The 21,678-nt window shown below is 57.7% G+C and carries 19 protein-coding genes and 1 pseudogene; 8 read left to right on the forward strand and 12 right to left on the reverse strand.

Annotation, left to right across the window (positions count from 1 at the left end; translation table 11 throughout):
- Window positions 1-10 precede the first annotated feature (10 nt).
- From yidD to rpmH, 3 genes are read right to left on the reverse strand one after another with little or no spacing between them, the layout of a single operon-like run.
- Window positions 11-244 carry a membrane protein insertion efficiency factor YidD gene (yidD, locus tag GHO25_RS11320; protein WP_082148803.1) on the reverse strand — a complete coding sequence of 78 codons (234 nt, stop codon included), beginning with the start codon at window positions 242-244 and terminating at the stop codon, window positions 11-13.
- Window positions 237-638 (reverse strand): ribonuclease P protein component, encoded by a 402-nt coding sequence (rnpA, locus tag GHO25_RS11325; RefSeq protein ID WP_206540848.1) that lies wholly within the window; start codon window positions 636-638, stop codon window positions 237-239. Before rnpA ends, yidD begins: the two co-directional genes overlap by 8 nt.
- A 16-nt stretch (window positions 639-654) precedes the next feature.
- Entirely contained in the window at window positions 655-789 is a 135-nt protein-coding gene (gene rpmH, locus GHO25_RS11330; RefSeq protein WP_003213577.1) for a 50S ribosomal protein L34, read from the reverse strand.
- 563 nt (window positions 790-1,352) lie between these two features.
- Between rpmH and dnaA the strand changes: the two genes are divergently transcribed.
- Genes dnaA through gyrB form a run of 4 tightly spaced genes read left to right on the forward strand, consistent with a single transcriptional unit; the run spans window position 1,353 to window position 7,560 of the window.
- Complete coding sequence (gene dnaA / locus GHO25_RS11335; protein WP_178110064.1) at window positions 1,353-2,870, forward strand: chromosomal replication initiator protein DnaA; 1,518 nt, start codon at window positions 1,353-1,355, stop codon at window positions 2,868-2,870.
- A gap of 38 nt (window positions 2,871-2,908) precedes the next feature.
- Window positions 2,909-4,012 carry a DNA polymerase III subunit beta gene (dnaN, locus tag GHO25_RS11340; RefSeq protein ID WP_048373581.1) on the forward strand — a complete coding sequence of 368 codons (1,104 nt, stop codon included), beginning with the start codon at window positions 2,909-2,911 and terminating at the stop codon, window positions 4,010-4,012.
- A gap of 21 nt (window positions 4,013-4,033) precedes the next feature.
- Complete coding sequence (gene recF / locus GHO25_RS11345; RefSeq protein ID WP_048373583.1) at window positions 4,034-5,137, forward strand: DNA replication/repair protein RecF; 1,104 nt, start codon at window positions 4,034-4,036, stop codon at window positions 5,135-5,137.
- A gap of 5 nt (window positions 5,138-5,142) precedes the next feature.
- On the forward strand, window positions 5,143-7,560 hold the full coding sequence (gene gyrB, locus GHO25_RS11350; protein ID WP_048373585.1) for a DNA topoisomerase (ATP-hydrolyzing) subunit B: 2,418 nt from the start codon (window positions 5,143-5,145) through the stop codon (window positions 7,558-7,560).
- A gap of 66 nt (window positions 7,561-7,626) precedes the next feature.
- Here gyrB and dinD read toward each other — a convergent pair whose 3' ends face one another.
- Both dinD and GHO25_RS11360 read right to left on the reverse strand, forming a co-directional pair.
- Window positions 7,627-8,451 carry a DNA damage-inducible protein D gene (gene dinD / locus GHO25_RS11355; RefSeq protein WP_153390806.1) on the reverse strand — a complete coding sequence of 275 codons (825 nt, stop codon included), beginning with the start codon at window positions 8,449-8,451 and terminating at the stop codon, window positions 7,627-7,629.
- 200 nt (window positions 8,452-8,651) lie between these two features.
- Window positions 8,652-9,539: a LysR family transcriptional regulator gene (locus GHO25_RS11360; protein WP_153390807.1), complete on the reverse strand. Its 888-nt coding sequence runs from the start codon at window positions 9,537-9,539 to the stop codon at window positions 8,652-8,654.
- A 135-nt stretch (window positions 9,540-9,674) separates the two neighbouring features.
- On the opposite strand from GHO25_RS11360, the gene GHO25_RS11365 reads away from it, so the two are divergent.
- Entirely contained in the window at window positions 9,675-11,336 is a 1,662-nt protein-coding gene (locus GHO25_RS11365; RefSeq protein ID WP_153390808.1) for a GMC family oxidoreductase, read from the forward strand.
- A gap of 90 nt (window positions 11,337-11,426) precedes the next feature.
- Window positions 11,427-13,052, forward strand: a complete 1,626-nt coding sequence (locus tag GHO25_RS11370) for an MFS transporter (protein WP_048373597.1) — start codon at window positions 11,427-11,429, stop codon at window positions 13,050-13,052.
- A 180-nt stretch (window positions 13,053-13,232) separates the two neighbouring features.
- On the opposite strand, the gene GHO25_RS11375 is transcribed toward GHO25_RS11370, so the two are convergent.
- The 4 genes from GHO25_RS11375 to glyQ form a co-directional block, all read right to left on the reverse strand.
- Window positions 13,233-14,003 (reverse strand): 1-acyl-sn-glycerol-3-phosphate acyltransferase, encoded by a 771-nt coding sequence (locus tag GHO25_RS11375; protein ID WP_048373927.1) that lies wholly within the window; start codon window positions 14,001-14,003, stop codon window positions 13,233-13,235.
- Window positions 14,004-14,080: 77 nt separating this feature from the next.
- Window positions 14,081-14,614, reverse strand: a complete 534-nt coding sequence (gmhB, locus tag GHO25_RS11380; protein ID WP_153390809.1) for a D-glycero-beta-D-manno-heptose 1,7-bisphosphate 7-phosphatase — start codon at window positions 14,612-14,614, stop codon at window positions 14,081-14,083.
- A gap of 7 nt (window positions 14,615-14,621) precedes the next feature.
- Window positions 14,622-16,676, reverse strand: a complete 2,055-nt coding sequence (gene glyS / locus GHO25_RS11385) for a glycine--tRNA ligase subunit beta (protein ID WP_048373931.1) — start codon at window positions 16,674-16,676, stop codon at window positions 14,622-14,624.
- Complete coding sequence (gene glyQ, locus GHO25_RS11390; RefSeq protein ID WP_003437964.1) at window positions 16,673-17,626, reverse strand: glycine--tRNA ligase subunit alpha; 954 nt, start codon at window positions 17,624-17,626, stop codon at window positions 16,673-16,675. The genes glyS and glyQ overlap by 4 nt, the downstream gene beginning before the upstream one ends.
- 81 nt (window positions 17,627-17,707) lie before the next feature.
- On the opposite strand from glyQ, the gene GHO25_RS11395 reads away from it, so the two are divergent.
- Together GHO25_RS11395 and GHO25_RS11400 are read left to right on the forward strand one after the other, a co-directional pair.
- The gene (locus GHO25_RS11395) at window positions 17,708-18,265 is read left to right on the forward strand and encodes a DNA-3-methyladenine glycosylase I (protein ID WP_153390810.1); all 558 of its coding nucleotides are present in this window, start codon (window positions 17,708-17,710) and stop codon (window positions 18,263-18,265) included.
- A 147-nt stretch (window positions 18,266-18,412) separates the two neighbouring features.
- Complete coding sequence (locus GHO25_RS11400; RefSeq protein ID WP_178110065.1) at window positions 18,413-19,300, forward strand: lysophospholipid acyltransferase; 888 nt, start codon at window positions 18,413-18,415, stop codon at window positions 19,298-19,300.
- Between the two features lie 120 nt (window positions 19,301-19,420).
- On the opposite strand, the gene GHO25_RS11405 is transcribed toward GHO25_RS11400, so the two are convergent.
- The 3 genes and pseudogenes from GHO25_RS11405 to GHO25_RS11415 all read right to left on the reverse strand — a co-directional run.
- Complete coding sequence (locus GHO25_RS11405) at window positions 19,421-19,735, reverse strand: hypothetical protein (protein WP_048373935.1); 315 nt, start codon at window positions 19,733-19,735, stop codon at window positions 19,421-19,423.
- Between the two features lie 10 nt (window positions 19,736-19,745).
- Window positions 19,746-21,122, reverse strand: coding sequence for a Trk system potassium transporter TrkA (trkA, locus tag GHO25_RS11410; protein WP_048373936.1), 1,377 nt, complete (start codon window positions 21,120-21,122; stop codon window positions 19,746-19,748).
- A gap of 23 nt (window positions 21,123-21,145) precedes the next feature.
- Window positions 21,146-21,678, reverse strand: a pseudogene (locus GHO25_RS11415) (16S rRNA (cytosine(967)-C(5))-methyltransferase); the annotation flags it as partial.

Below are 21,678 nucleotides of genomic sequence, written 5' to 3' on the forward strand. Positions count from 1 at the left end.
TACTCGGCCATCAAGAAGAACGGGAGGTAGGGATAGGTGGAACCGGGTCGTAACCACCGGGATTCCACGGGTGACAGCGACCTAAACGACGAAAGGTCAGCCAGCCGCCGCGAAGAACGCCATGAGTTTCGATGGCTTCCAACGCGTAGCAGGAACAACTGGGGTAGAAACGGCAGTGATTTGCCATCAAAGGACTAATGGCATAACGGTAAAACTGGATCGGAACGAGCGCCAGTTTACGCATCAGGACTGCCTACCCCTACAGTTTCGGTTTTAACAGATGGAGCTGGCGTGTTACGGGCCAGACGTTTCCACAGTTTGCCGAAATGCTGAATCAATTCGGGGTTCTCTACGTCACCCAAACCTTTGCGCGCGACGATAACGATATCCCAACCAACCAGTAGATCCTGGTGGAGACGAAACGATTCACGCATCAAACGCTTAAGGCGATTGCGCTGAACGGAGAGCTTTACGCTCTTTTTCCCGATCACTAACCCCAAACGGGGGTGATCAAGATCGTTGCTGCGCGCAAGGAGCAGGAGATTTTTCCCCGGAACCTTGCCGGTGGGGGAGTCAAAGACTGCCTTGAAGTGTCGGGGAGTGAGTAACCGCTTTTCCCGACTGAAGTCCTGACTCACCACCATTGTCTGATTATCAAACTGCCAGACGCGCACGGCCTTTGGCGCGGCGACGCGACAGGACTGCACGGCCGTTTTTAGTAGCCATGCGAGCACGGAAACCGTGAGTGCGGGCGCGTTTGATAGTGCTTGGTTGGAAAGTACGTTTCATGTCGTGCTACCTGGTTCGTCCACAACGGGCCGGAATGGCCCCCGTTTTAAGAGACCGGCGATTCTAGTGAATGCAGGCCCATAGGTCAATTTCCAACCAACGTTGACGGCTAAATAGATACCAGCGGTTGTGCACACGCATTTGTTCCGCCAGTCATAAAAATAAAAAGACAGCGTATTTAAAGCTTTTTTAAAGAACTTATTAACTTTAGTGAGCCACTTATCTGTGGATAACTCGATGCAGCCCTTAAAAATCATGGCCTACAGAGAATGACAACACTGTCGAGAAGCCGTGCTCTGCCTGTGCTGCGACCTCGGATAAGCTGTGTACGAAAGGCCTCTTTATCCACAGGCCAGTTATGCACAGCGTTTCCCCCCCACTTGTGCAACGAGCTTAGACCCGCTTATCCACAGACCTTATGCACATACCATTGGTCGCTTTGTTAACAGTAAAAAGACCTCGTTCTCCTTATAGGCAGGCAACCTACATGTGGATAAGTGGGCGAGTGGTCGCTACAATGGCGCCTGTTTTTGCCTCACCGGCTTTCAACTTAGGGGATATCCGTGTCAGTGGAACTTTGGCAGCAGTGCGTAGAGCTTTTGCGCGATGAGCTGCCTGCCCAGCAATTCAACACCTGGATCCGTCCACTACAGGTCGAAGCCGAAGGCGACGAGTTGCGCGTGTATGCGCCTAATCGTTTTGTGCTCGACTGGGTTAACGAGAAGTACCTGAGCCGTTTGCTTGAACTGCTGAACGAGCACAGCAATGGCATGGCGCCTGCGCTGTCCTTATTAATAGGCAGCAAACGCAGCTCGGCACCTCGTGCTGCGCCGAATGCGCCATTGGCCGCAGCGGCTTCGCAACAGCAATCCGCGCCTGCGCCAGCACCCAGCGCACCGGCAAGTGCCACGCCCGCACCGGCGCCAGCGCCTAAACAGGCGGACCAGGCGAGCGAAGAGCCTTCGCGTGACAGCTTCGACCCGATGGCGGGTGCCAGTTCGCAACAGGCGCCAGCCCGTGCCGAACAGCGCACCGTCCAGGTTGAGGGCGCGCTCAAGCACACCAGCTACCTGAACCGCACGTTCACCTTCGAAAACTTCGTCGAGGGCAAGTCCAACCAACTGGCCCGTGCGGCGGCGTGGCAAGTGGCCGACAACCCCAAGCATGGCTACAACCCGCTCTTCCTTTATGGCGGCGTTGGTCTGGGTAAAACGCACTTGATGCACGCGGTGGGCAACCACCTGCTGAAGAAGAACCCGAATGCCAAGGTGGTGTACCTGCATTCCGAGCGTTTTGTAGCCGACATGGTCAAGGCCCTGCAGCTCAACGCTATCAATGAGTTCAAGCGCTTCTACCGTTCGGTCGACGCCCTGCTCATCGATGACATTCAATTCTTTGCACGCAAAGAGCGTTCTCAGGAAGAGTTCTTCCACACCTTCAACGCCTTGCTTGAAGGCGGTCAGCAAGTGATTCTGACCAGCGACCGCTACCCTAAAGAGATCGAAGGGCTCGAAGAGCGTCTCAAATCCCGCTTCGGCTGGGGTTTGACCGTGGCCGTTGAGCCACCAGAGCTTGAAACGCGCGTCGCGATCTTGATGAAAAAGGCAGACCAGGCCAAGGTCGACCTGCCTCACGATGCCGCCTTCTTTATTGCCCAACGCATTCGTTCCAACGTGCGTGAGCTCGAAGGCGCGCTCAAGCGGGTTATTGCCCACTCGCACTTTATGGGCCGCGACATCACCATCGAGCTGATTCGCGAGTCCCTCAAAGACTTGCTGGCGCTGCAAGACAAACTGGTCTCTGTGGATAACATTCAGCGTACTGTGGCTGAGTACTACAAGATCAAAATTTCGGACTTGCTGTCCAAGCGTCGTTCACGCTCGGTGGCCCGCCCTCGCCAAGTGGCCATGGCACTGTCCAAAGAGCTGACTAACCACAGCCTGCCGGAAATCGGCGATGTGTTTGGTGGCCGCGACCACACCACGGTCTTGCACGCATGCCGCAAGATCAACGAACTCAAGGAATCCGACGCGGACATCCGCGAGGACTACAAGAACCTGCTGCGAACCCTGACAACCTGATGACACCAACGCAGCTTATTAAGGCAAGGGACTAGACCATGCATTTCACCATTCAACGCGAAGCCTTGTTGAAACCCCTGCAACTGGTCGCGGGCGTTGTAGAACGCCGCCAGACCTTGCCGGTATTGTCCAACGTGCTGTTGGTTGTCGAAGGCCAGCAATTGTCGCTGACCGGTACCGACCTTGAGGTCGAACTGGTCGGTCGCGTTCAGCTCGAAGAGCCGGCTGAACCCGGCGAGATCACCGTGCCTGCGCGCAAGCTGATGGACATCTGCAAAAGCTTGCCCAACGACGCCCTGATCGACATCAAGCTCGACGATCAAAAACTGGTGGTTAAAGCGGGCCGTAGCCGTTTTACCCTGTCCACCTTGCCTGCCAATGACTTCCCGACCGTTGAAGAAGGCCCGGGCTCGCTGACTTGCAGCCTGCAGCAAAGCAAGCTGCGCCGCCTGATCGAGCGCACCAGCTTTGCCATGGCCCAGCAGGACGTTCGTTACTACCTCAACGGCATGTTGCTGGAAGTTTCGGCCGGCATCATTCGCGCAGTGGCTACCGACGGTCACCGTCTGGCCATGTGCTCGATGAAAGCCGACATTGGCCAGCCAGACCGCCATCAAGTGATCGTGCCGCGTAAAGGCATCCTCGAAATGGCTCGTTTGCTGACCGAACCGGACGGCGAAGTCAGCATCGTGTTGGGCGCACACCACATCCGTGCGACCACCGGCGAGTTCACCTTCACCTCTAAGCTGGTAGATGGCAAGTTCCCGGATTACGAGCGTGTACTGCCTAAAGGCGGTGACAAGGTGGTGATCGGTGACCGTCAGGCCCTGCGTGAAGCGTTCAGCCGTACCGCCATTCTGTCCAACGAGAAGTACCGCGGTATTCGTCTGCAACTGGCTAATGGCCAATTGAAGATCCAGGCCAACAACCCGGAGCAGGAAGAAGCGGAAGAAGAAGTGGGCGTTGATTACAACGGCGGCTCGCTCGAAATCGGTTTCAACGTGAGCTACCTGCTGGACGTGCTGGGCGTGATGACCACTGAACAAGTGCGTTTGATCCTGTCGGACTCCAACAGCAGCGCCCTGGTGCAAGAGTCGGACAACGACGACTCGGCCTACGTTGTTATGCCGATGCGCCTGTAACTTATGCACAGCCCACGCTAGATGTCCCTTAGTCGCGTCTCTGTCACCGGTGTGCGTAACCTGCACCCGGTGACCTTCTCCCCCTCCCCCCGCATCAATATCCTGTATGGCGCCAACGGCAGCGGAAAAACCAGCGTGCTGGAAGCAGTCCATTTACTGGGGCTTGCCCGTTCGTTTCGCAGTACCCGGCTAACGCCGGTCATTCAGCATGAACTGCAAAGCTGCACCGTGTTTGGCCAGGTCGAACTGGCCGAAGGCGGGCACAGTGCGTTGGGTATTTCGCGGGACCGAAATGGGGAGTTCCAGATTCGGATCGACGGTCAAAATGCGCGCAGTGCCGCGCAGCTGGCCGAGATCCTGCCCCTGCAATTGATCAACCCTGACAGCTTCCGTCTACTGGAAGGCGCCCCAAAGATCCGTAGGCAGTTTCTCGACTGGGGGGTGTTCCATGTGGAGCCGCGCTTTATGTCGACCTGGCAGCGGCTACAGAAGGCCCTGCGGCAGCGGAACTCATGGCTGCGGCATGGTACACTCGACGCCGTTTCACAAGCGGCCTGGGACCGGGAACTGTGTCTGGCCAGTGCTGAAATTGATGAATACCGCCGCGCTTACATCAAGGCCTTGAAACCTGTCTTTGAGCAGACCTTAAGTGAGTTGCTTGAACTCGAAGGCTTAACGCTGAGTTATTACCGTGGCTGGGACAAAGACCGAGAGCTGAGTGCTGTACTCGCTGCGTCTGTCCACCGGGACCAGCAAATGGGGCATACCCAGGCCGGACCACAACGAGCTGACTTGCGCCTCAAGCTAGGTGCCAATAACGCGGCAGACATCCTGTCACGTGGTCAGCAGAAGTTAGTGGTCTGTGCATTGCGCATTGCCCAAGGGCATTTGGTGAGCCAGGCCCGGCGTGGCCAATGTATTTATCTGGTGGATGACTTGCCGTCCGAACTGGATGAGCAGCACCGCAACGCACTGTGTCGCTTGTTGGAAGACTTACGCTGCCAGGTTTTTATCACCTGTGTAGACCACGAATTTATGAGGGAAGGCTGGCAGACGGAAACGCCAGTTGCCCTGTTCCACGTGGAACAGGGCTGTATCACCCAGACCCACGACCATCGGGAGTGAAGGCATTGAGCGAAGAAAATACGTACGACTCAACGAGCATTAAAGTGCTGAAAGGCCTGGATGCCGTACGCAAACGTCCCGGTATGTACATTGGTGATACTGATGATGGCAGCGGCCTGCACCACATGGTGTTCGAAGTCGTCGACAACTCCATCGACGAAGCGCTGGCTGGCCATTGCGACGACATCACCATTACCATCCACCCGGATGAGTCCATTACCGTGCGCGATAACGGCCGCGGCATCCCGGTTGATGTGCACAAAGAAGAAGGCGTATCGGCGGCCGAGGTCATCATGACCGTGCTGCACGCCGGCGGTAAATTCGATGACAACTCCTACAAAGTATCCGGCGGCTTGCACGGTGTAGGTGTGTCGGTAGTAAACGCCCTGTCCGAATTGCTGGTACTGACAGTACGTCGCAGCGGCAAGATTTGGGAACAGACCTACGTCCACGGCGTGCCTCAGGCACCGATGGCCATCGTTGGCGAAAGCGACACCACCGGTACTCAGATTCACTTCAAACCGTCTGCCGAGACCTTCAAGAACATTCACTTCAGCTGGGACATCCTGGCCAAGCGTATTCGTGAACTGTCCTTCCTGAACTCCGGCGTGGGTATCGTCCTCAAGGACGAGCGCTCCGGCAAAGAAGAGCTGTTCAAGTACGAAGGCGGTCTGCGTGCGTTTGTTGACTACCTGAACACCAACAAAACCACGGTTAACCAGGTCTTCCACTTCAATGTTCAGCGCGAAGATGGCATTGGTGTAGAAGTCGCCTTGCAGTGGAACGACAGCTTCAACGAGAACCTGTTGTGCTTCACCAACAACATTCCGCAGCGCGATGGCGGTACGCACCTGGTGGGCTTCCGCTCTGCCCTGACGCGTAACCTCAACACCTACATCGAAGCTGAAGGCCTGGCCAAGAAGCACAAGGTCGCCACCACCGGTGACGACGCCCGTGAAGGCCTGACCGCGATTATCTCGGTGAAGGTTCCGGACCCCAAGTTCAGCTCCCAGACTAAAGACAAGCTGGTGTCTTCTGAAGTGAAGACCGCAGTTGAACAGGAAATGGGCAAGTTCTTCTCCGACTTCCTGTTGGAAAACCCGAACGAAGCCAAGCTGATCGTCGGCAAAATGATCGACGCAGCCCGTGCCCGTGAAGCAGCGCGTAAAGCCCGTGAGATGACCCGCCGTAAAGGCGCGCTGGACATCGCAGGCCTGCCCGGCAAACTGGCCGACTGCCAGGAAAAAGACCCGGCGCTGTCCGAACTGTACCTCGTGGAAGGTGACTCTGCTGGCGGCTCCGCCAAGCAGGGACGTAACCGCCGCACCCAAGCCATCCTGCCGTTGAAGGGTAAAATCCTCAACGTTGAGAAAGCCCGTTTTGACAAGATGATCTCTTCGCAAGAAGTCGGCACCTTGATCACCGCACTGGGCTGCGGCATTGGTCGTGAAGAGTACAACATCGACAAACTGCGCTATCACAACATCATCATCATGACCGATGCTGACGTCGACGGTTCGCACATCCGTACCCTGCTGCTGACCTTCTTCTTCCGTCAGTTGCCGGAGCTGATCGAGCGTGGCTACATCTACATCGCCCAGCCGCCGTTGTACAAAGTGAAAAAGGGCAAGCAAGAGCAGTACATCAAAGACGACGACGCCATGGAAGAATACATGACCCAGTCGGCCCTTGAAGACGCCAGCCTGCACCTCAACGAAGACGCCCCAGGCATCTCCGGTGAAGCGCTGGAGCGTCTGGTGTACGACTTCCGCATGGTTATGAAGACCCTCAAGCGTCTGTCGCGCCTGTACCCACAGGAACTGACCGAGCACTTCATTTACCTGCCGGCCGTCACCCTTGAGCAGTTGGGCGACCATGCTGCCATGCAAGCCTGGATGGCCAAGTTCGAAGAGCGTCTGCGTCTGGTTGAGAAGTCTGGCCTGGTGTACAAAGCCAGCCTGCGTGAAGACCGCGAGCGCAATGTCTGGTTGCCAGAAGTCGAGCTGATCTCCCACGGCCACTCGACCTTCATCACCTTCAACCGCGACTTCTTCGGCAGCAACGACTACAAAACCGTTGTGACCCTGGGCGCCCAATTGAGCACCCTGCTCGACGACGGTGCTTACATCCAGCGTGGCGAGCGTCGCAAACAAGTCACCGAGTTCAAAGAAGCCCTGGACTGGCTGATGGCCGAAAGCACCAAGCGTCACACCATCCAGCGCTACAAAGGGCTGGGCGAAATGAACCCGGACCAACTCTGGGAAACCACCATGGACCCAAGCGTGCGCCGCATGCTGAAAGTCACCATTGAAGACGCGATCGGCGCCGATCAGATCTTCAACACCTTGATGGGCGACGCGGTAGAACCCCGCCGTGACTTCATCGAGAGCAACGCACTGGCGGTGTCCAACCTGGACTTCTGATGGTGTAACGCGCAACATAAAAAAAGGCCAACGTTTTAGCGTTGGCCTTTTTTTATTGTTCGAGGGCTAATCATTCGATTTCTTGGCTGCTGACTCGATTTGTTTGATGCTGTTCTCAGGAACTGGGAGATCTTCAGGCATCGTACCTCCCAGATCGGCAATAGTTTCCCGAACCTTTCGACCTACCTCGAAATGAACTTGGTTAGCTTGTAGTTTTCCCTGAACGCGATCACGCCGCAGTTTCTCTTCGGCCTGTGTAGCGCGGAACAGATTGGCTGCCAGTTCAGTTGATCCCATGTGGTCCAGAATTTTCTGGCTCTTTTTCAGGGGTTTATTTTCGTGGATGGCTTTCTGGTCTAGCCCTCCATAAAGACCTTGGTATCCATGATTCTGGAAGATGGCAAAATCAAGTCCAGTTTCCACTCCAGCCTGTTGGGCTGTTTCGACTAGCTGTTTGTTGTGCTCCCGTAATTCATTGCGCAGCAATAAGCGCTTTTGATCGTCCTTAAGCTTTTGAAATGTGGCGTCATCGGCCAGTTCTTGACGGCGAGTTTGGATGGCAAAGTAAGTCTGGCCAGCAGCAATGACGGTTTTTGTTGGATCACCGTTCTGTACTACCAGATAGCAGGCGTAACGTGAGAGGTGCACATCATCCAGTTTCCGTTTGGAATCAGAGCCCAACGTGACCATTTTGGTGGCTTCAACAAAATGGTCTTCAACATGGCGTTGGCTGGCTTTACAGGCATGCATCGCTTTTTTGATGACATTTTCAAAATTGCGCCAATCACGGTATTCCAATAATGGAGCAAGGTCACGGGCAGACCAGTATTCAACATTATCTTCTGAGTACTGCTTAAGCCCCTCAAAAGACTGATGCTGCTCATTAATCATGAAGTCTCCTCACTCTTTCGCGTTACCGTAGCAACTGACACCCACCTCAATACTTATTCCCTAAGGACTCAGCCATTTTGAAGCGAGTAGATATCATCACCTCGTAAGGCGGTTGGACTGAGCTTTACACTCAAGTGATGTTTCAACAAGCACTGAAAAACCAGCTAATAATTAAACATCCCAACCTATTTATCTCTCCCCTAATCCGCCAACAAAACCCCCTGCTCTTCCCTGCATAACTCCAGCAAAAAATCCCACACCACCCGCAGCCTCACTGATTTGTGCAATTCGCGCCGGGTGCTGATCCAGTAGCTGCGTTGCACTGACTCTTCGGGCAGTATGCGCACCAATTCAGGGTCTTGGCTGGCCATGTAGTTGGGCAGTACGGCGATGCCCAGCCCGGCGCGGGCGGCTTGTTGTTGGGCGATGACGCTGGTGCTGCGGAAGGTCACGGTCGGGTTGCGGCAGAAGTGGTTGATAAACAGCAGTTCTTCGCTGAACAGCAGGTCGTCGACGTAGCCGATCCAGAAGTGGTTGGCCAGGTCGTCGCGGTGGTTCAGGGCTGGCGCTTTGTCGAGGTAGTCGCGGCTGGCGTACAGCGCCAGGCGGTAGTCGGTGAGTTTGCGGGTGATCAACAGGTCGGCGTGGGGCCGGTCGAGGTGCACGCTGATTTCCGCTTCGCGGTTAAGGATGCTGACAAAGCGCGGCACCGCCACCAGTTCAACTTCAAGCCCGGGGTAGCGTTCGAACAGCCCGCGCAAGCGTGAGGTGAGGAACATGATGCCGATGCCTTCGGTCACGCCCAGGCGGATTTTGCCCAATGGGGTGATGGCCTGGGTGATTTCTTCCTGGGCCAGCAGGGCGACGTTTTCCATGGCCTCGGCATGTTTGAGCAGCGCCTGCCCAGCGGGGGTCAGTTGGTAGCCTTGGGCATGCTGCACAAACAGCGCCGTGCCCAGGTGCTGTTCGATGTGCTCAATGTGCCGCGCCACGGTGCTGTGGGTGGTGTTGAGGCGCTTGGCAGCCGTGAGCAGGCGCCCGCTGCGCTGTAGCTCCAGAAAATACCGCATGTCATTCCAGTCGAACATCGTCGTCCCTCGTGCCCGGTCATTTGAGCTGTGCAAAAACGCACAAGCCATGGGTGAAATCACGCGTTTTCAACTCGAAATTAATCAATAGGATGGAGAACGACAAGAACAAAAAATAATCAGGCGAGGTGCGACATGCCATCAGCCAATCAGATCTACGACTACATTGTGGTGGGCGCCGGGCCAGCGGGGTCGGTGTTGGCGAATCGGCTGTCTGCCGATCCCAAGCACAACGTGTTGCTGCTCGAAGCGGGTGGGCAAGACAACTACCCGTGGATCCATATCCCTGTGGGTTACCTTTATTGCATTGGTAACCCGCGCACTGACTGGTGTTTTAAAACCGAAGCCCAGCCCGGCTTGCAAGGCCGCAGCCTGAGTTACCCGCGCGGTAAGGTGTTGGGCGGCAGCTCTTCGATCAACGGCATGATCTACATGCGTGGTCAGGCCGGTGATTACGACCGCTGGGCAGCCATGGGCAATAAGGGCTGGGCCTGGCAAGACGTGCTGCCGCTGTTCAAACGCAGTGAAAAACACTATGCCGGGAACTCCGCGCTGCACGGCGCCGAGGGCGAGTGGCGGGTTGAGCAGCAGCGTTATTCCTGGACGATTCTGGATGCCTTCCGCGACGCGGCTGCGCAAAACGGCATCGCCAGCGTCAATGACTTCAACGGCGGCGACAATCAGGGCTGTGGATACTTTCAAGTGAACCAGCGCGCCGGTGTGCGCTGGAATGCCTCCAAAGCGTTTATCCGCCCCGTGCTCAAGCGTCCCAACCTGACCGTGCTGACCGGCGTGCAGGTCGATAAAGTGCTGCTGGAGAACCACCGCGCCACGCAGGTGAAGGCCCGCTGGCAAGGCGCGGATCACACTTTTAGCGCACGCCGCGAAATCATCTTGAGCGCGGGTGCGATTGGCTCGCCGGGGATTTTGCAGCGCTCGGGCATCGGCCCGCGGCCATTGCTGGAGAGCCTGGGGATAACCGTGCAGCACGAGCTGCCGGGTGTCGGCGGAAACCTGCAAGATCACCTGCAACTGCGCCTGATTTTCAAACTGAGCAACGCCCGCACCCTCAACCAAGTGGCCAACAGCCTGTGGGGCAAAGTCGGCATGGGCCTGCGTTATGCCTACGACCGCAGTGGTCCGTTGGCCATGGCCCCGAGCCAGTTGGGCGCCTTCGTTAAGTCCGATCCGGATCAACCCTCAGCGAACTTGCAGTACCACGTCCAGCCGCTGTCGCTGGAGCGCTTTGGTGAGCCGCTGCACACCTTCCCGGCGTTTACCGCGTCGGTGTGCAACCTGCGCCCTAAAAGCCGTGGCCGGGTCGATATCCGCTCGGCCAACCCGGACGACGCGCCCTTGATCGACCCCAACTACCTGAGCCATCCCGACGACCTGAAAGTCGCCGCCGATGCGATCCGCCTCACCCGGCGCATCGTCGCAAGCTCTGCCCTGCACACGTTCAGCCCCGAGGAATACCTGCCCGGCGCCGCCCTGCAAACCGAACAGGAACTGCACGAAGCGGCCGCCAAAATCGGCACGACGATCTTTCACCCGGTCGGCACCTGCCGCATGGGGCAAGACGCCGAAGCCGTGGTCGATGCCGAACTGCGGGTGCATGGCATCTCCGGCTTACGGGTCGCGGACGCGTCCATCATGCCGACCATCGTCTCGGGTAATACCTGTTCGCCTACGCTGATGATTGGCGAAAAGGCCGCGCAATTGATTCTCGCAACCCCCTCTAACGCACTGGAGATAGACGCAGGTATTAGCCGTACTGCAGCAGTACCGGTCGCCTGACAGCGATCGTGGTTTCGGTCGCAGTCATCCGAAACCGACAGTGGACAACAACAATAATCACTGTGGCCCACAGGGCCGAGGACATTGAATATGTCGGACTCAATTGCACAATCGGCAGCAGCCCCCGCCAAGGGGACGACTGGCCGTGAAGAACGAAAGATCATCTTCGCGTCATCCCTCGGGACGGTGTTCGAGTGGTATGACTTTTTCTTGTATGGCGCGCTGGCGACCGTCCTGAGCAAGCAGTTCTTTTCAGGGGTTAACGACACCACCGCGTTTATTTTTGCCTTGATGGCCTTCGCCGCCGGCTTCTTGGTGAGACCGTTCGGGGCCTTGGTGTTTGGCCGCTTGGGCGACATGATCGGGCGAAAATACACCTTCCTCATGACCATCGTTCTGATGGGTCTGTCGACCTTTGCGGTCGGCCTGCTACCCACCTACACCAGCATCGGCATTGCTGCGCCGATCATGCTGGTGCTGTTGCGCATGCTTCAGGGCCTGGCGCTGGGCGGGGAATATGGCGGTGCGGCGACCTATGTGGCCGAACACGCCGCCCCCGGCAAGCGTGGTTTTAACACCAGTTGGATTCAGTCCACCGCCACCTTGGGCCTGTTGCTGTCGCTGCTGGTGGTGCTGAGCTGCCGCTATCTCACCGGCGATCAGTTTGAAGTGTGGGGCTGGCGCTTGCCGTTCCTGCTGTCCATCGTGCTGCTGGGCATCTCGACCTGGATCCGCATGAGCATGCATGAGTCGCCTGCCTTCGCAAAAATGAAGGCCGAAGGTAAAACCAGCAAGTCGCCGATCCGTGAATCGTTCGGCAAATGGGAAAACCTGAAAATCGTCCTCATCGCTCTGTTCGGCATCAACGCAGGCCAGGCGGTGACCTTCTATGCGGCGCAGTTCTACGTGCTGTTCTTCCTCACGCAAATGCTCAAGATGGACCCGGCCCAGGCCAACATGCTGCTGATTATCAGCGTGGTCATCGGCGCGCCGTTCTTCATCTTCTTTGGTTGGCTGTCGGATAAAGTCGGGCGCAAGCCGATTTTGATGCTCGGCCTGTTGCTGGCCACGCTGCTGTACTTCCCGCTGTTCAAAGCCCTGAGCCATTACGCCAACCCGCAGATCGACACCGCCAGCCGCCAGTCACCGATTGTGGTCACGGCTGACCCGGCCACCTGCACCTTCCAGTTCGACCCTGTGGGTAAAGCGCGTTTTGACAGCCCGTGCGACAAGGTCAAAACCTTCCTGGTCAAACAAGGCCTGCCTTACGTCTCGCAGTCTGCCCCGACCGGTGCCGACGTACTGGTAACCGTGGGTGAGCAAAAGATCATCGGTTTTAACGAAGCTGCCCTGCGTGAAAGCGTGGCCGCCGCGGGCTACCCGGCCAAGGCCGACCCAAGCACTGTTAACCAGCCAATGGTGGTGTTGATCATGGTGGTGCTGACGCTCATCGCCACCATGACCTACGGCCCGCTCGCGGCGGTGATGGTTGAGCTGTTCCCGACGCGGATCCGCTACACCTCGATGTCCCTGCCCTACCACATCGGTAACGGCTGGTTTGGCGGGTTCCTGCCGACCGTGTCGTTTGCGCTGGTGGTGTACACCGGGGATATCTTCTACGGGCTGTGGTACCCGATCGTCATCACCGGCGTCAGCTTCGTGGTGGGGATGCTGTTCCTCAAAGAAACCCGGCACGTGAATATCGATAAGGTTTAACGCCGGGCGGATAAAACGCACAAAAAAACCGACCAACAGGTCGGTTTTTTTGTGCGTTAGAAAAACTTATGCACGTTTTCTGTTCAAAAGTCATACCGAGAAATAAGCATATAAATCATCGAGTTATGACTGTATTTCAAAAGAAATCCAAAACTTGTGCACACGTTATCCACAATTCGCTCAGTTCACCGCTGTTTCGGTTTGCACCGCCACCGGTGGCAAGGAACCCATGGCCCGCTGAGCGTCTTCATTCCATGTTTGTACCCGCTCATTGAGCTCGGCAATCGCCCGTGGGCCGCTGCCGTTGGCGTACATCGGCTCACCAATGACCACTTCAATGGTGCCAGGGCGCTTGGCCCAACCGGTTTTAGGCCAGAATTTACCCGCGTTGTGGGCAATCGGCAGAACCGGCAATTCGGCATTCACCGCCAGCGCGGTACCGCCGCGGGAGAACTTGCCGACCTGACCGTAAGGTACACGCGTGCCCTCAGGAAAAATCAGCACCCAAATGTTGTCCTTGAGCAGCTCATCACCTTTTTTAGCGATGTCTTTGAGCGCCGCTTTCGGGTTGTCCCGGTCAATCGCAATCGGGCGCAGCATCGCCATCGCCCAGCCAAAAAACGGCACGTACAGCAGTTCACGCTTGAGCACCTGGCTCAACGGCTGAAAGTAGGCCGAGAGAAAAAATGTCTCCCAGGTACTTTGGTGGTTGGCCAGAATCACGCACGGGCGCTCAGGGATGTGTTCTGCCCCGGTGACCTTGACGTTGATGCCCAGAAACACCCGCGTCAGCCATAACGCGCAGCGGCACCAGTACACGTTGATAAAGCGATAACGCGCAGGAAACGACAAAAAGGGTGCGACAAAAAAACTCAGTGAACACCACAGCAGAGAACTGGTGCCCAGCAGCAGGTAAAAGAAGAAAGTTCTGATGGCCTGCAGTATCGACATAGCGGCTTTTACCGTTGCGGATAAGGCATGACTGAACAGGCCTGTGCACAGAATGCCGGCGCGTGTTCAAACCTGCCCTATTTGTGGATAAGTTCGGCGGCAACTGCCGCCAGATCGTCAAATATTAGGGTATTAACCGGAAACACTTTGGTCAAAGTTTGTAGGCCTTTTCCGGTTTTTACCAAAACAGGCTGTGAATCGACGGCCTCAGCAGCCTGTAAGTCACCCAAACTGTCACCCACAAACCAGCATTCGGACAGATCTGCACCGTAATGCTCGGCGATTGTGTGCAACATGCCCGGCTTTGGCTTGCGGCATGCGCAGCCTTCATCGGGCCCGTGAGGGCAATACACCACTAGCCCAAGCTCGCCACCCTGCTCGGCCACCAACGTGCGCAGGCGTGCGTGCATGGCGTCCAGCGTGGCGAGGTCGTAATAGCCGCGGGCAATGCCGGACTGGTTGGTTGCCACGGCAACCGTCCAGCCCGCTTTGCTCAACTGCGCAATCGCCTCAATCGCGCCGGGGAGCGGGATCCACTCCTCGACAGACTTGATGTAAGCGTCGGAGTCCTGGTTGATGACACCGTCCCGATCGAGAATCAGCAGCTTCATCAGTTCCTCAGCTCAGCAACGAAATATCAGCGACGCCCAGGAACAGGCTGCGCAGACGGGCCAGCAAGGCGTAGCGGTTAGCCCGCACGCTGGCGTCATCGGCATTGATCATCACCGCTTCAAAGAACGCGTCCACCGGCTCGCGCAGCGAGGCCAGACGGGTCAGCGCTTCGTTGTACTGACGGGCAGCGGCCATCGGTTGTACCGCTTCGTCCGCCTTTTGAATGGCCGAGTACAGCGAGAACTCGCTGGCGTTGTCGAAGAACTTGGCTTCGACATTCGTCGAAATCTTGCCTTCCACTTTGCTCAACAGGTTCGATACACGCTTGTTCACAGCGGCCAGAGCTTCGGCTTCCGGCAACTGACGGAACGCCTGAACGGCTTGCACACGCTGATCGAAGTCCAGCGCCGAACGCGGCTGCAACGCACGCACCGACAGGTACGTCGCCACGTCCACGCCTTCGTCTTCGTAACGCGCACGCAGGCGGTCGAAGATGAACTCCAGCACCTGGTCAGCCAGACCGGCTGACTTGACCTTGGCACCGAACGCCGACACGGCGAAGTTCACCGCTTCGGTCAGGTCGAGGTCGAGCTTTTTGTCGATCAGAATCCGCAAGATCCCCAGCGCTGCGCGACGCAGTGCGTACGGGTCTTTGCTACCGGTCGGGAGCATGCCGATGCCGAAAATACCCACCAGGGTATCGAGCTTGTCAGCGATGGCCACCGCTGCACCGGTCAGGGTTTCTGGCAGTTCAGCGCCCGCACCGCGCGGCATGTACTGCTCGTTCAGCGCCAGGGCGACATCTTCTGGCTCGCCATCATTGAGGGCGTAGTAGTAACCGGCGATGCCTTGCATTTCCGGGAACTCGCCGACCATTTCAGTGGCCAGGTCGCACTTGGACAGCAAGCCTGCACGGGCTGCGCGCTGAGCGTCGCCGCCAATGCGCGGGGCGATGAACGCGGCCAGCTTAGATACGCGCTCGGCCTTGTCGTAAACGCTGCCCAGTTGCGCCTGGAACACCACGTTTTGCAGGCGCTGGTTGAAGCTTTCCAGCGGCTGCTTTTTGTCTTGCTTGAAGAAGAACTCGGCATCGGTCAGACGTGGGCGAACCACTTTCTCGTTACCCGAGATGATCTGTTTCGGATCTTTACTCTCGACGTTGGCCACGGTGATGAAACGCGGCAGCAGCTTGCCATCGACGTCCAGCAGGCAGAAATACTTCTGGTTGTCCTGCATGGTGGTGATGAGGGCTTCTTGCGGCACGTCGAGGAAGCGCTCTTCGAACGAGCACACCAGCGGCACCGGCCATTCAACCAGCGCGGTCACTTCATCGAGCAGGCTTGGCGGCACGATCGCGGTGCCTTCCTGCATCGTGGCCAGTTCGGCCACACGCTTGGAGATCAGCTCGCGACGCTCATTGAAGTCTGCCAGCACGTAGGCCTTGCGCAGGTCTTCGAGGTAGTTGGCAGGCGAGGTGATGCGCACGTTTTCCGGGTGGTGGAAACGGTGACCACGAGAATCACGGCCAGCCTTTTGCGCGAGGATGGTGCAGTCGATGACCTCATCGCCCAGCAGCATCACCAACCATTGGGTTGGACGCACGAATTCTTCTTTGCGTGCACCCCAGCGCATGCGCTTGGGGATCGGCAAATCGTTCAGCGAGTCTTCAACGATGGTCGGCAGCAGGCTGGCGGTCGGCTTGCCGATGATTACCTGGCTGAAACGCAGTTTTGGACCGCTCTGATCGATTTCGCTCAGCTCAACGCCGCATTTTTTGGCAAAACCCAAGGCTGCCTGGGTCGGGTTGCCTTCAGCGTCGAACGCGGCCTGGCGAGGCGGGCCGTCGATGTTGATGCTGCGATCAGGCTGTTGCGTGTCGAGCTGGGTCAGCAGCACGGCCAGACGGCGCGGCGCGGCATAGACTTTTTTCGCCTTGAAGTTCAGACCGGCGCTTTGCAGGCCTTTTTCGATACCGGCCAAAAACGCGTCGGCCAAGGTACTGAGGGCTTTTGGCGGCAGTTCTTCAGTGCCCAGTTCAACCAGAAAATCTTGAGCACTCATTGTGCAGCCTCCAACTTAGCCAACACTTCATCACGCAAATCGGGTGGAGCCATCGGGAAGCCCAGCTTGGCGCGCGCTTCGAGATACGCCTGAGCCACCGAACGCGCCAGGGTACGCACACGCAGGATGTACTGCTGACGTGCGGTCACCGAGATGGCCCGGCGCGCGTCCAGCAGGTTGAAGGTGTGGGATGCCTTGAGCACCATTTCGTAGCTTGGCAGCGGCAGCGGCTGGTCGAGTTCGATCAGGCGCTTGGCTTCGCTTTCATAGAAATCGAACAGTTCAAACAGCTTGTCGACGTTGGCGTGTTCGAAGTTGTAAGTCGACTGCTCGACTTCGTTCTGATGGAACACGTCGCCGTAGGTCACTTTGCCGAACGGGCCGTCAGTCCAGACCAGGTCGTAGACAGAATCCACGCCTTGCAGGTACATCGCCAGACGCTCAAGGCCGTAGGTGATTTCGCCGGTCACCGGGTAGCACTCAATGCCGCCTACTTGCTGGAAGTAAGTGAATTGGGTGACTTCCATACCGTTGAGCCAGATTTCCCAGCCCAGACCCCAGGCGCCCAGGGTCGGCGATTCCCAGTTGTCTTCGACAAAACGGATATCGTGAACCAGCGGGTCCAGGCCGATGTGCTTCAGCGAGCCCAGGTACAGCTCCTGGAAGTTAGGCGGGTTTGGCTTCAATACCACCTGGAACTGGTAGTAGTGCTGCAGACGGTTAGGGTTTTCGCCGTAGCGGCCGTCAGTCGGGCGACGACTGGGCTGCACATAAGCGGCGTTCCAGGTTTCTGGGCCCAGAGAGCGCAAAAACGTGGCGGTATGGAAAGTGCCGGCGCCCACTTCCATATCGTAGGGCTGAAGCACCACACAACCTTGCTCGGCCCAGTATTGCTGGAGGGCGAGGATCAAGTCTTGGAAGGTACGCACTGCTGGCGTAGGCTGGCTCACAAATTCACCTGTTTCTTGGGCTGCGATTTAAAGAGCGGGAGTATACCCGATTCGGTCGCGCCTCCACCTCTTGGAGCCTCTATGCCACGTTGTTTCTGGTGCCCTGACGACCCGCTATATGCGGCCTATCACGATCAAGAGTGGGGCGTGCCGTTGCGCGATGCGCATGCGCTCTTCGAGTTGTTATTGCTCGAAGGGTTCCAGGCGGGTTTATCGTGGATCACGGTTTTGCGCAAACGCGAGCATTATCGCAAGGTCATGTTTGGCTTTGATGTGCAGCGCCTGGCGGTCATGACAGACGCCGAGATAGAGGCCTTGCTGCTCGATCCGGGCATTGTGCGCAACCGCTTGAAAGTCACCGGCGCGCGGCGCAACGCCCAGGCCTGGCTGGCGCTCAAAGACCCGGTTGAGTTTTTGTGGTCGTTCGTTGGCGGCAAGCCCAAGATCAACCACTTCACCGAACGGCATGAGTTCCCGGCCGTTACTCCTGAGGCCGAAGCCATGAGCAAAGGTTTGAAAAAAGCCGGTTTTACCTTCGTCGGCCCGACCATTTGTTACGCCTTCATGCAGGCCAGCGGCATGGTCATGGACCACGCCACCACCTGCGACCGCTACGCTGAGCTGTCCAACGCCGGTTAGAATGCCTTTTTATACACCGGCCCTGTGGGAGCGGGCTTGCTCGCGATGGCCTCTACGCGGTGATCCAGATGCACCTCGTTGCCTGAATCGCGAGCAAGCCCGCTCCCACAAGGGTTGTCGATGCACTATGAAGACGGGAAAGACCCTGTGGAAAAGTTTAAAGGCGCCTTGCTGGTCGGGGCTTTACGGTTGTTTGCCATGCTCCCTTGGGGCGCGGTGCAACACGTGGGCTCGGCCATCGGCTGGCTGATGTGGAAACTGCCCAATCGCTCGCGCGACGTGGTGCGGATCAACTTGGCCAAGTGCTTCCCCAAAATGGACCCGGTTGCCCGTGAACAATTGGTCGGCCAAAGCCTCAAAGACATCGGCAAAAGCCTGACCGAGAGCGCCTGCGCGTGGATCTGGCCCGCCCAGCGCTCCATTGACCTGGTGCGCGAAGTCGAAGGCCTGGACGTGCTCAAAGACGCCCTCGCTTCCGGCAAAGGCGTGGTCGGCATCACCAGCCACCTGGGTAACTGGGAAGTGCTTAACCACTTCTATTGCAGCCAGTGCAAACCGATCATTTTTTATCGCCCGCCCAAGCTCAAGGCCGTAGACGAACTGCTGCGCAAACAGCGCGTACAGTTGGGCAACCGCGTGGCCGCGTCGACCAAAGAAGGCATTTTGAGTGTCATCAAAGAGGTGCGCAAAGGCGGCCAGGTCGGCATCCCGGCAGACCCGGAGCCGGCAGAATCAGCGGGTATTTTTGTACCGTTCCTCGGCACCACGGCCCTGACCAGCAAATTTGTGCCCAACATGCTGGCGGGTGGCAAAGCGGTGGGTGTGTTCCTGCACGCGGTGCGTTTGCCGGACGGTTCGGGGTTCAAAGTGATATTGGAAGCGGCGCCCGAAGCCATGTACAGCACCGACACCGAAACCGCCTGCGCGGCCATGAGCCAAGTGGTGGAGAAATACGTGCGGGCTTACCCGAGCCAATACATGTGGAGCATGAAACGCTTCAAAAAACGCCCGCCGGGCGAAGCGCGCTGGTACTGAGCTAGCTGAATGCACAACCTGTGGGAGCGGGCTTGCTCGCGATACAAACGACGCGGTTTAACCTTGAAACTGCGTAGATGCCATCGCGAGCAAGCCCGCTCCCACAGGAAATCTGAGGCGTTAAGCCTGCTGCTTCTCCAGCTTCTTCAAAAACACGGTCATTTCTTTCTCGGCCTGTTTGTCGCCATGGCCTTGTGCCGCGATTATCCCCTGCTCCCACGCTTCACGCGCCGCTGCACGGTCGCCTGCCGCCAATCGGGCCTTGCCCAGCAGCTTCCAGGCCGCTGAGTACTTGGGGTCAAATTCAACACAGCGCTGCAAATGTTCCGCCGCCTTGAGGTTATCCCCAAGGTCGAGATAACCCTTGCCCAGCCCGAAGCGCAGCAGCGAGTTATCCACACCCTTGGCCAACATCTTTTCCAATGACTCCAGCATCCCTGACTCCTTAGAAAAAACTCAAACCAACGTGGAACAGCTTCTCTACGTCGCGAATATGCTTTTTATCCACAAGGAACAAAATCACATGGTCACCGGCATTGATCACTGTGGCGTCGTGGGCAATCAGCACTTCGTCGTCGCGAATGATCGCGCCAATGGTGGTGCCCGGCGGCAGGTTGATTTCACCAATGCGCTTGCCAATCACCTTGCTCGACTTCGAATCACCGTGGGCAATCGCTTCGATGGCCTCCGCCGCACCCCGGCGCAGCGAGTGCACGCTGACAATGTCGCCCCGGCGCACGTGGGCCAGCAAGGTGCCGATGGTGGCCAACTGCGGGCTGATGGCGATGTCGATTTCGCCGCCCTGGATCAAGTCCACATAGGCCGGGTTGTTGATGATGCTCATGACCTTTTTTGCGCCCAGGCGTTTGGCCAGCAACGAGGACATGATGTTGGCCTCATCGTCGTTGGTCAGGGCCAGAAACAGGTCGGCATCAGCGATGTTCTCTTCGAGCATCAAGTCGCGGTCTGACGCGCTGCCCTGCAGCACCACGGTGCTGTCCAGGGTGTCAGACAAATAGCGGCAGCGGGCCGGGCTCATCTCGATGATCTTGACCTGATAACGGCTTTCGATGGCCTCGGCCAGGCGCTCGCCAATCTGCCCGCCCCCGGCGATCACAATGCGTTTATAGCTTTCGTCGAGACGGCGCATTTCGCTCATCACGGCGCGAATGTTGGCCTTGGCGGCGATGAAAAACACCTCATCGTCGGCCTCAATCACCGTGTCGCCACGGGGCGTAATCGGCCGGTCACGTCGGAAAATCGCTGCGACCCGGGTGTCCACATTCGGCATGTGCTCACGCAACTGGCGCAATTGCTGGCCAATCAACGGGCCGCCGTAGTACGCCTTGACCGCCACTAACTGCGCCTTGCCGCCGGCAAAGTCGATCACCTGCAAGGCGCCGGGGTGTTCAACCAGGCGCTTGATGTAGTTGGTCACGACCTGCTCGGGGCTGATCAAGACGTCGACCGGAATCGCGTCGTTATCAAACAGCTCTTCGCCACGGGTCAGGTAGGCCGATTCGCGTACCCGGGCGATTTTGGTCGGGGTGTGAAACAGCGTGTAGGCCACTTGGCACGCGACCATGTTGGTCTCGTCGCTGTTGGTCACCGCCACCAGCATGTCGGCATCGTCAGCGCCCGCCTGGCGCAGCACATTGGGCAGCGAAGCACGGCCCTGCACGGTACGTATATCCAGACGATCACCCAAATCGCGGAGGCGATCGCCATCGGTGTCGACCACGGTGATGTCATTGGCTTCACTGGCCAAATGCTCGGCCAGCGTACCGCCGACCTGCCCTGCGCCGAGGATGATGATTTTCATGCCGTGATTCCCTGTTCCCGTCGTTAGCCGCGTGCGGCAGCGATCTTGATCAGTTTGGCGTAATAGAAACCGTCATGCCCACCCTCTTGCGCCAGCAATTGGCGCCCGTGAGGTTGCTTGATGCCGAACTGCCCGGCGATGTCCAGCTCGCGCGCACCGGGAGTGCGGGCCAAAAAGGCTTCAATCACTTCGGTGTTTTCGGTCGGTAAGGTCGAACAGGTGGCGTACAGCAGGATGCCGCCGACTTCCAGGGTCTGCCACATGGCGTCCAGCAACTCGCCTTGCAGGCTGGCGAGGGCGGCGATGTCGTCCGGCTGGCGGGTCAGTTTGATGTCCGGGTGACGGCGGATCACGCCCGTCGCAGAACATGGGGCATCGAGCAGGATGCGCTGGAACGGCTTGCCGTCCCACCAGGTCGCAGTGTCGCGGCCATCGGCAGCAATCAGCTCGGCGCTCAGGCCCAGACGCTCAAGGTTTTCACGCACGCGCACCAGACGCTTGGCTTCCAGGTCGACCGCCACCACGCCCGCAAGCTGGGGCTCGGCTTCCAAAATGT

The sequence above is a fragment of the Pseudomonas sp. FSL R10-1350 genome (assembly GCF_009600525.1).
Lineage (GTDB): Bacteria > Pseudomonadota > Gammaproteobacteria > Pseudomonadales > Pseudomonadaceae > Aquipseudomonas > Aquipseudomonas helleri.

Excerpts from the sequence above, each read along its gene's own strand:
- yidD (WP_082148803.1), bottom strand. The coding sequence starts at position 244 with ATGCGTAAACTGGCGCTCGTTCCGATCCAGTTTTACCGTTATGCCATT.
- rpmH (WP_003213577.1), bottom strand. The coding sequence starts at position 789 with ATGAAACGTACTTTCCAACCAAGCACTATCAAACGCGCCCGCACTCAC.
- dnaN (WP_048373581.1), top strand. The coding sequence starts at position 2,909 with ATGCATTTCACCATTCAACGCGAAGCCTTGTTGAAACCCCTGCAACTG.
- recF (WP_048373583.1), top strand. The coding sequence starts at position 4,034 with ATGTCCCTTAGTCGCGTCTCTGTCACCGGTGTGCGTAACCTGCACCCG.
- dinD (WP_153390806.1), bottom strand. The coding sequence starts at position 8,451 with ATGATTAATGAGCAGCATCAGTCTTTTGAGGGGCTTAAGCAGTACTCA.
- GHO25_RS11360 (WP_153390807.1), bottom strand. The coding sequence starts at position 9,539 with ATGTTCGACTGGAATGACATGCGGTATTTTCTGGAGCTACAGCGCAGC.
- GHO25_RS11365 (WP_153390808.1), top strand. The coding sequence starts at position 9,675 with ATGCCATCAGCCAATCAGATCTACGACTACATTGTGGTGGGCGCCGGG.
- GHO25_RS11370 (WP_048373597.1), top strand. The coding sequence starts at position 11,427 with ATGTCGGACTCAATTGCACAATCGGCAGCAGCCCCCGCCAAGGGGACG.
- GHO25_RS11375 (WP_048373927.1), bottom strand. The coding sequence starts at position 14,003 with ATGTCGATACTGCAGGCCATCAGAACTTTCTTCTTTTACCTGCTGCTG.
- gmhB (WP_153390809.1), bottom strand. The coding sequence starts at position 14,614 with ATGAAGCTGCTGATTCTCGATCGGGACGGTGTCATCAACCAGGACTCC.
- glyS (WP_048373931.1), bottom strand. The coding sequence starts at position 16,676 with ATGAGTGCTCAAGATTTTCTGGTTGAACTGGGCACTGAAGAACTGCCG.
- GHO25_RS11395 (WP_153390810.1), top strand. The coding sequence starts at position 17,708 with ATGCCACGTTGTTTCTGGTGCCCTGACGACCCGCTATATGCGGCCTAT.
- GHO25_RS11405 (WP_048373935.1), bottom strand. The coding sequence starts at position 19,735 with ATGCTGGAGTCATTGGAAAAGATGTTGGCCAAGGGTGTGGATAACTCG.
- trkA (WP_048373936.1), bottom strand. The coding sequence starts at position 21,122 with ATGAAAATCATCATCCTCGGCGCAGGGCAGGTCGGCGGTACGCTGGCC.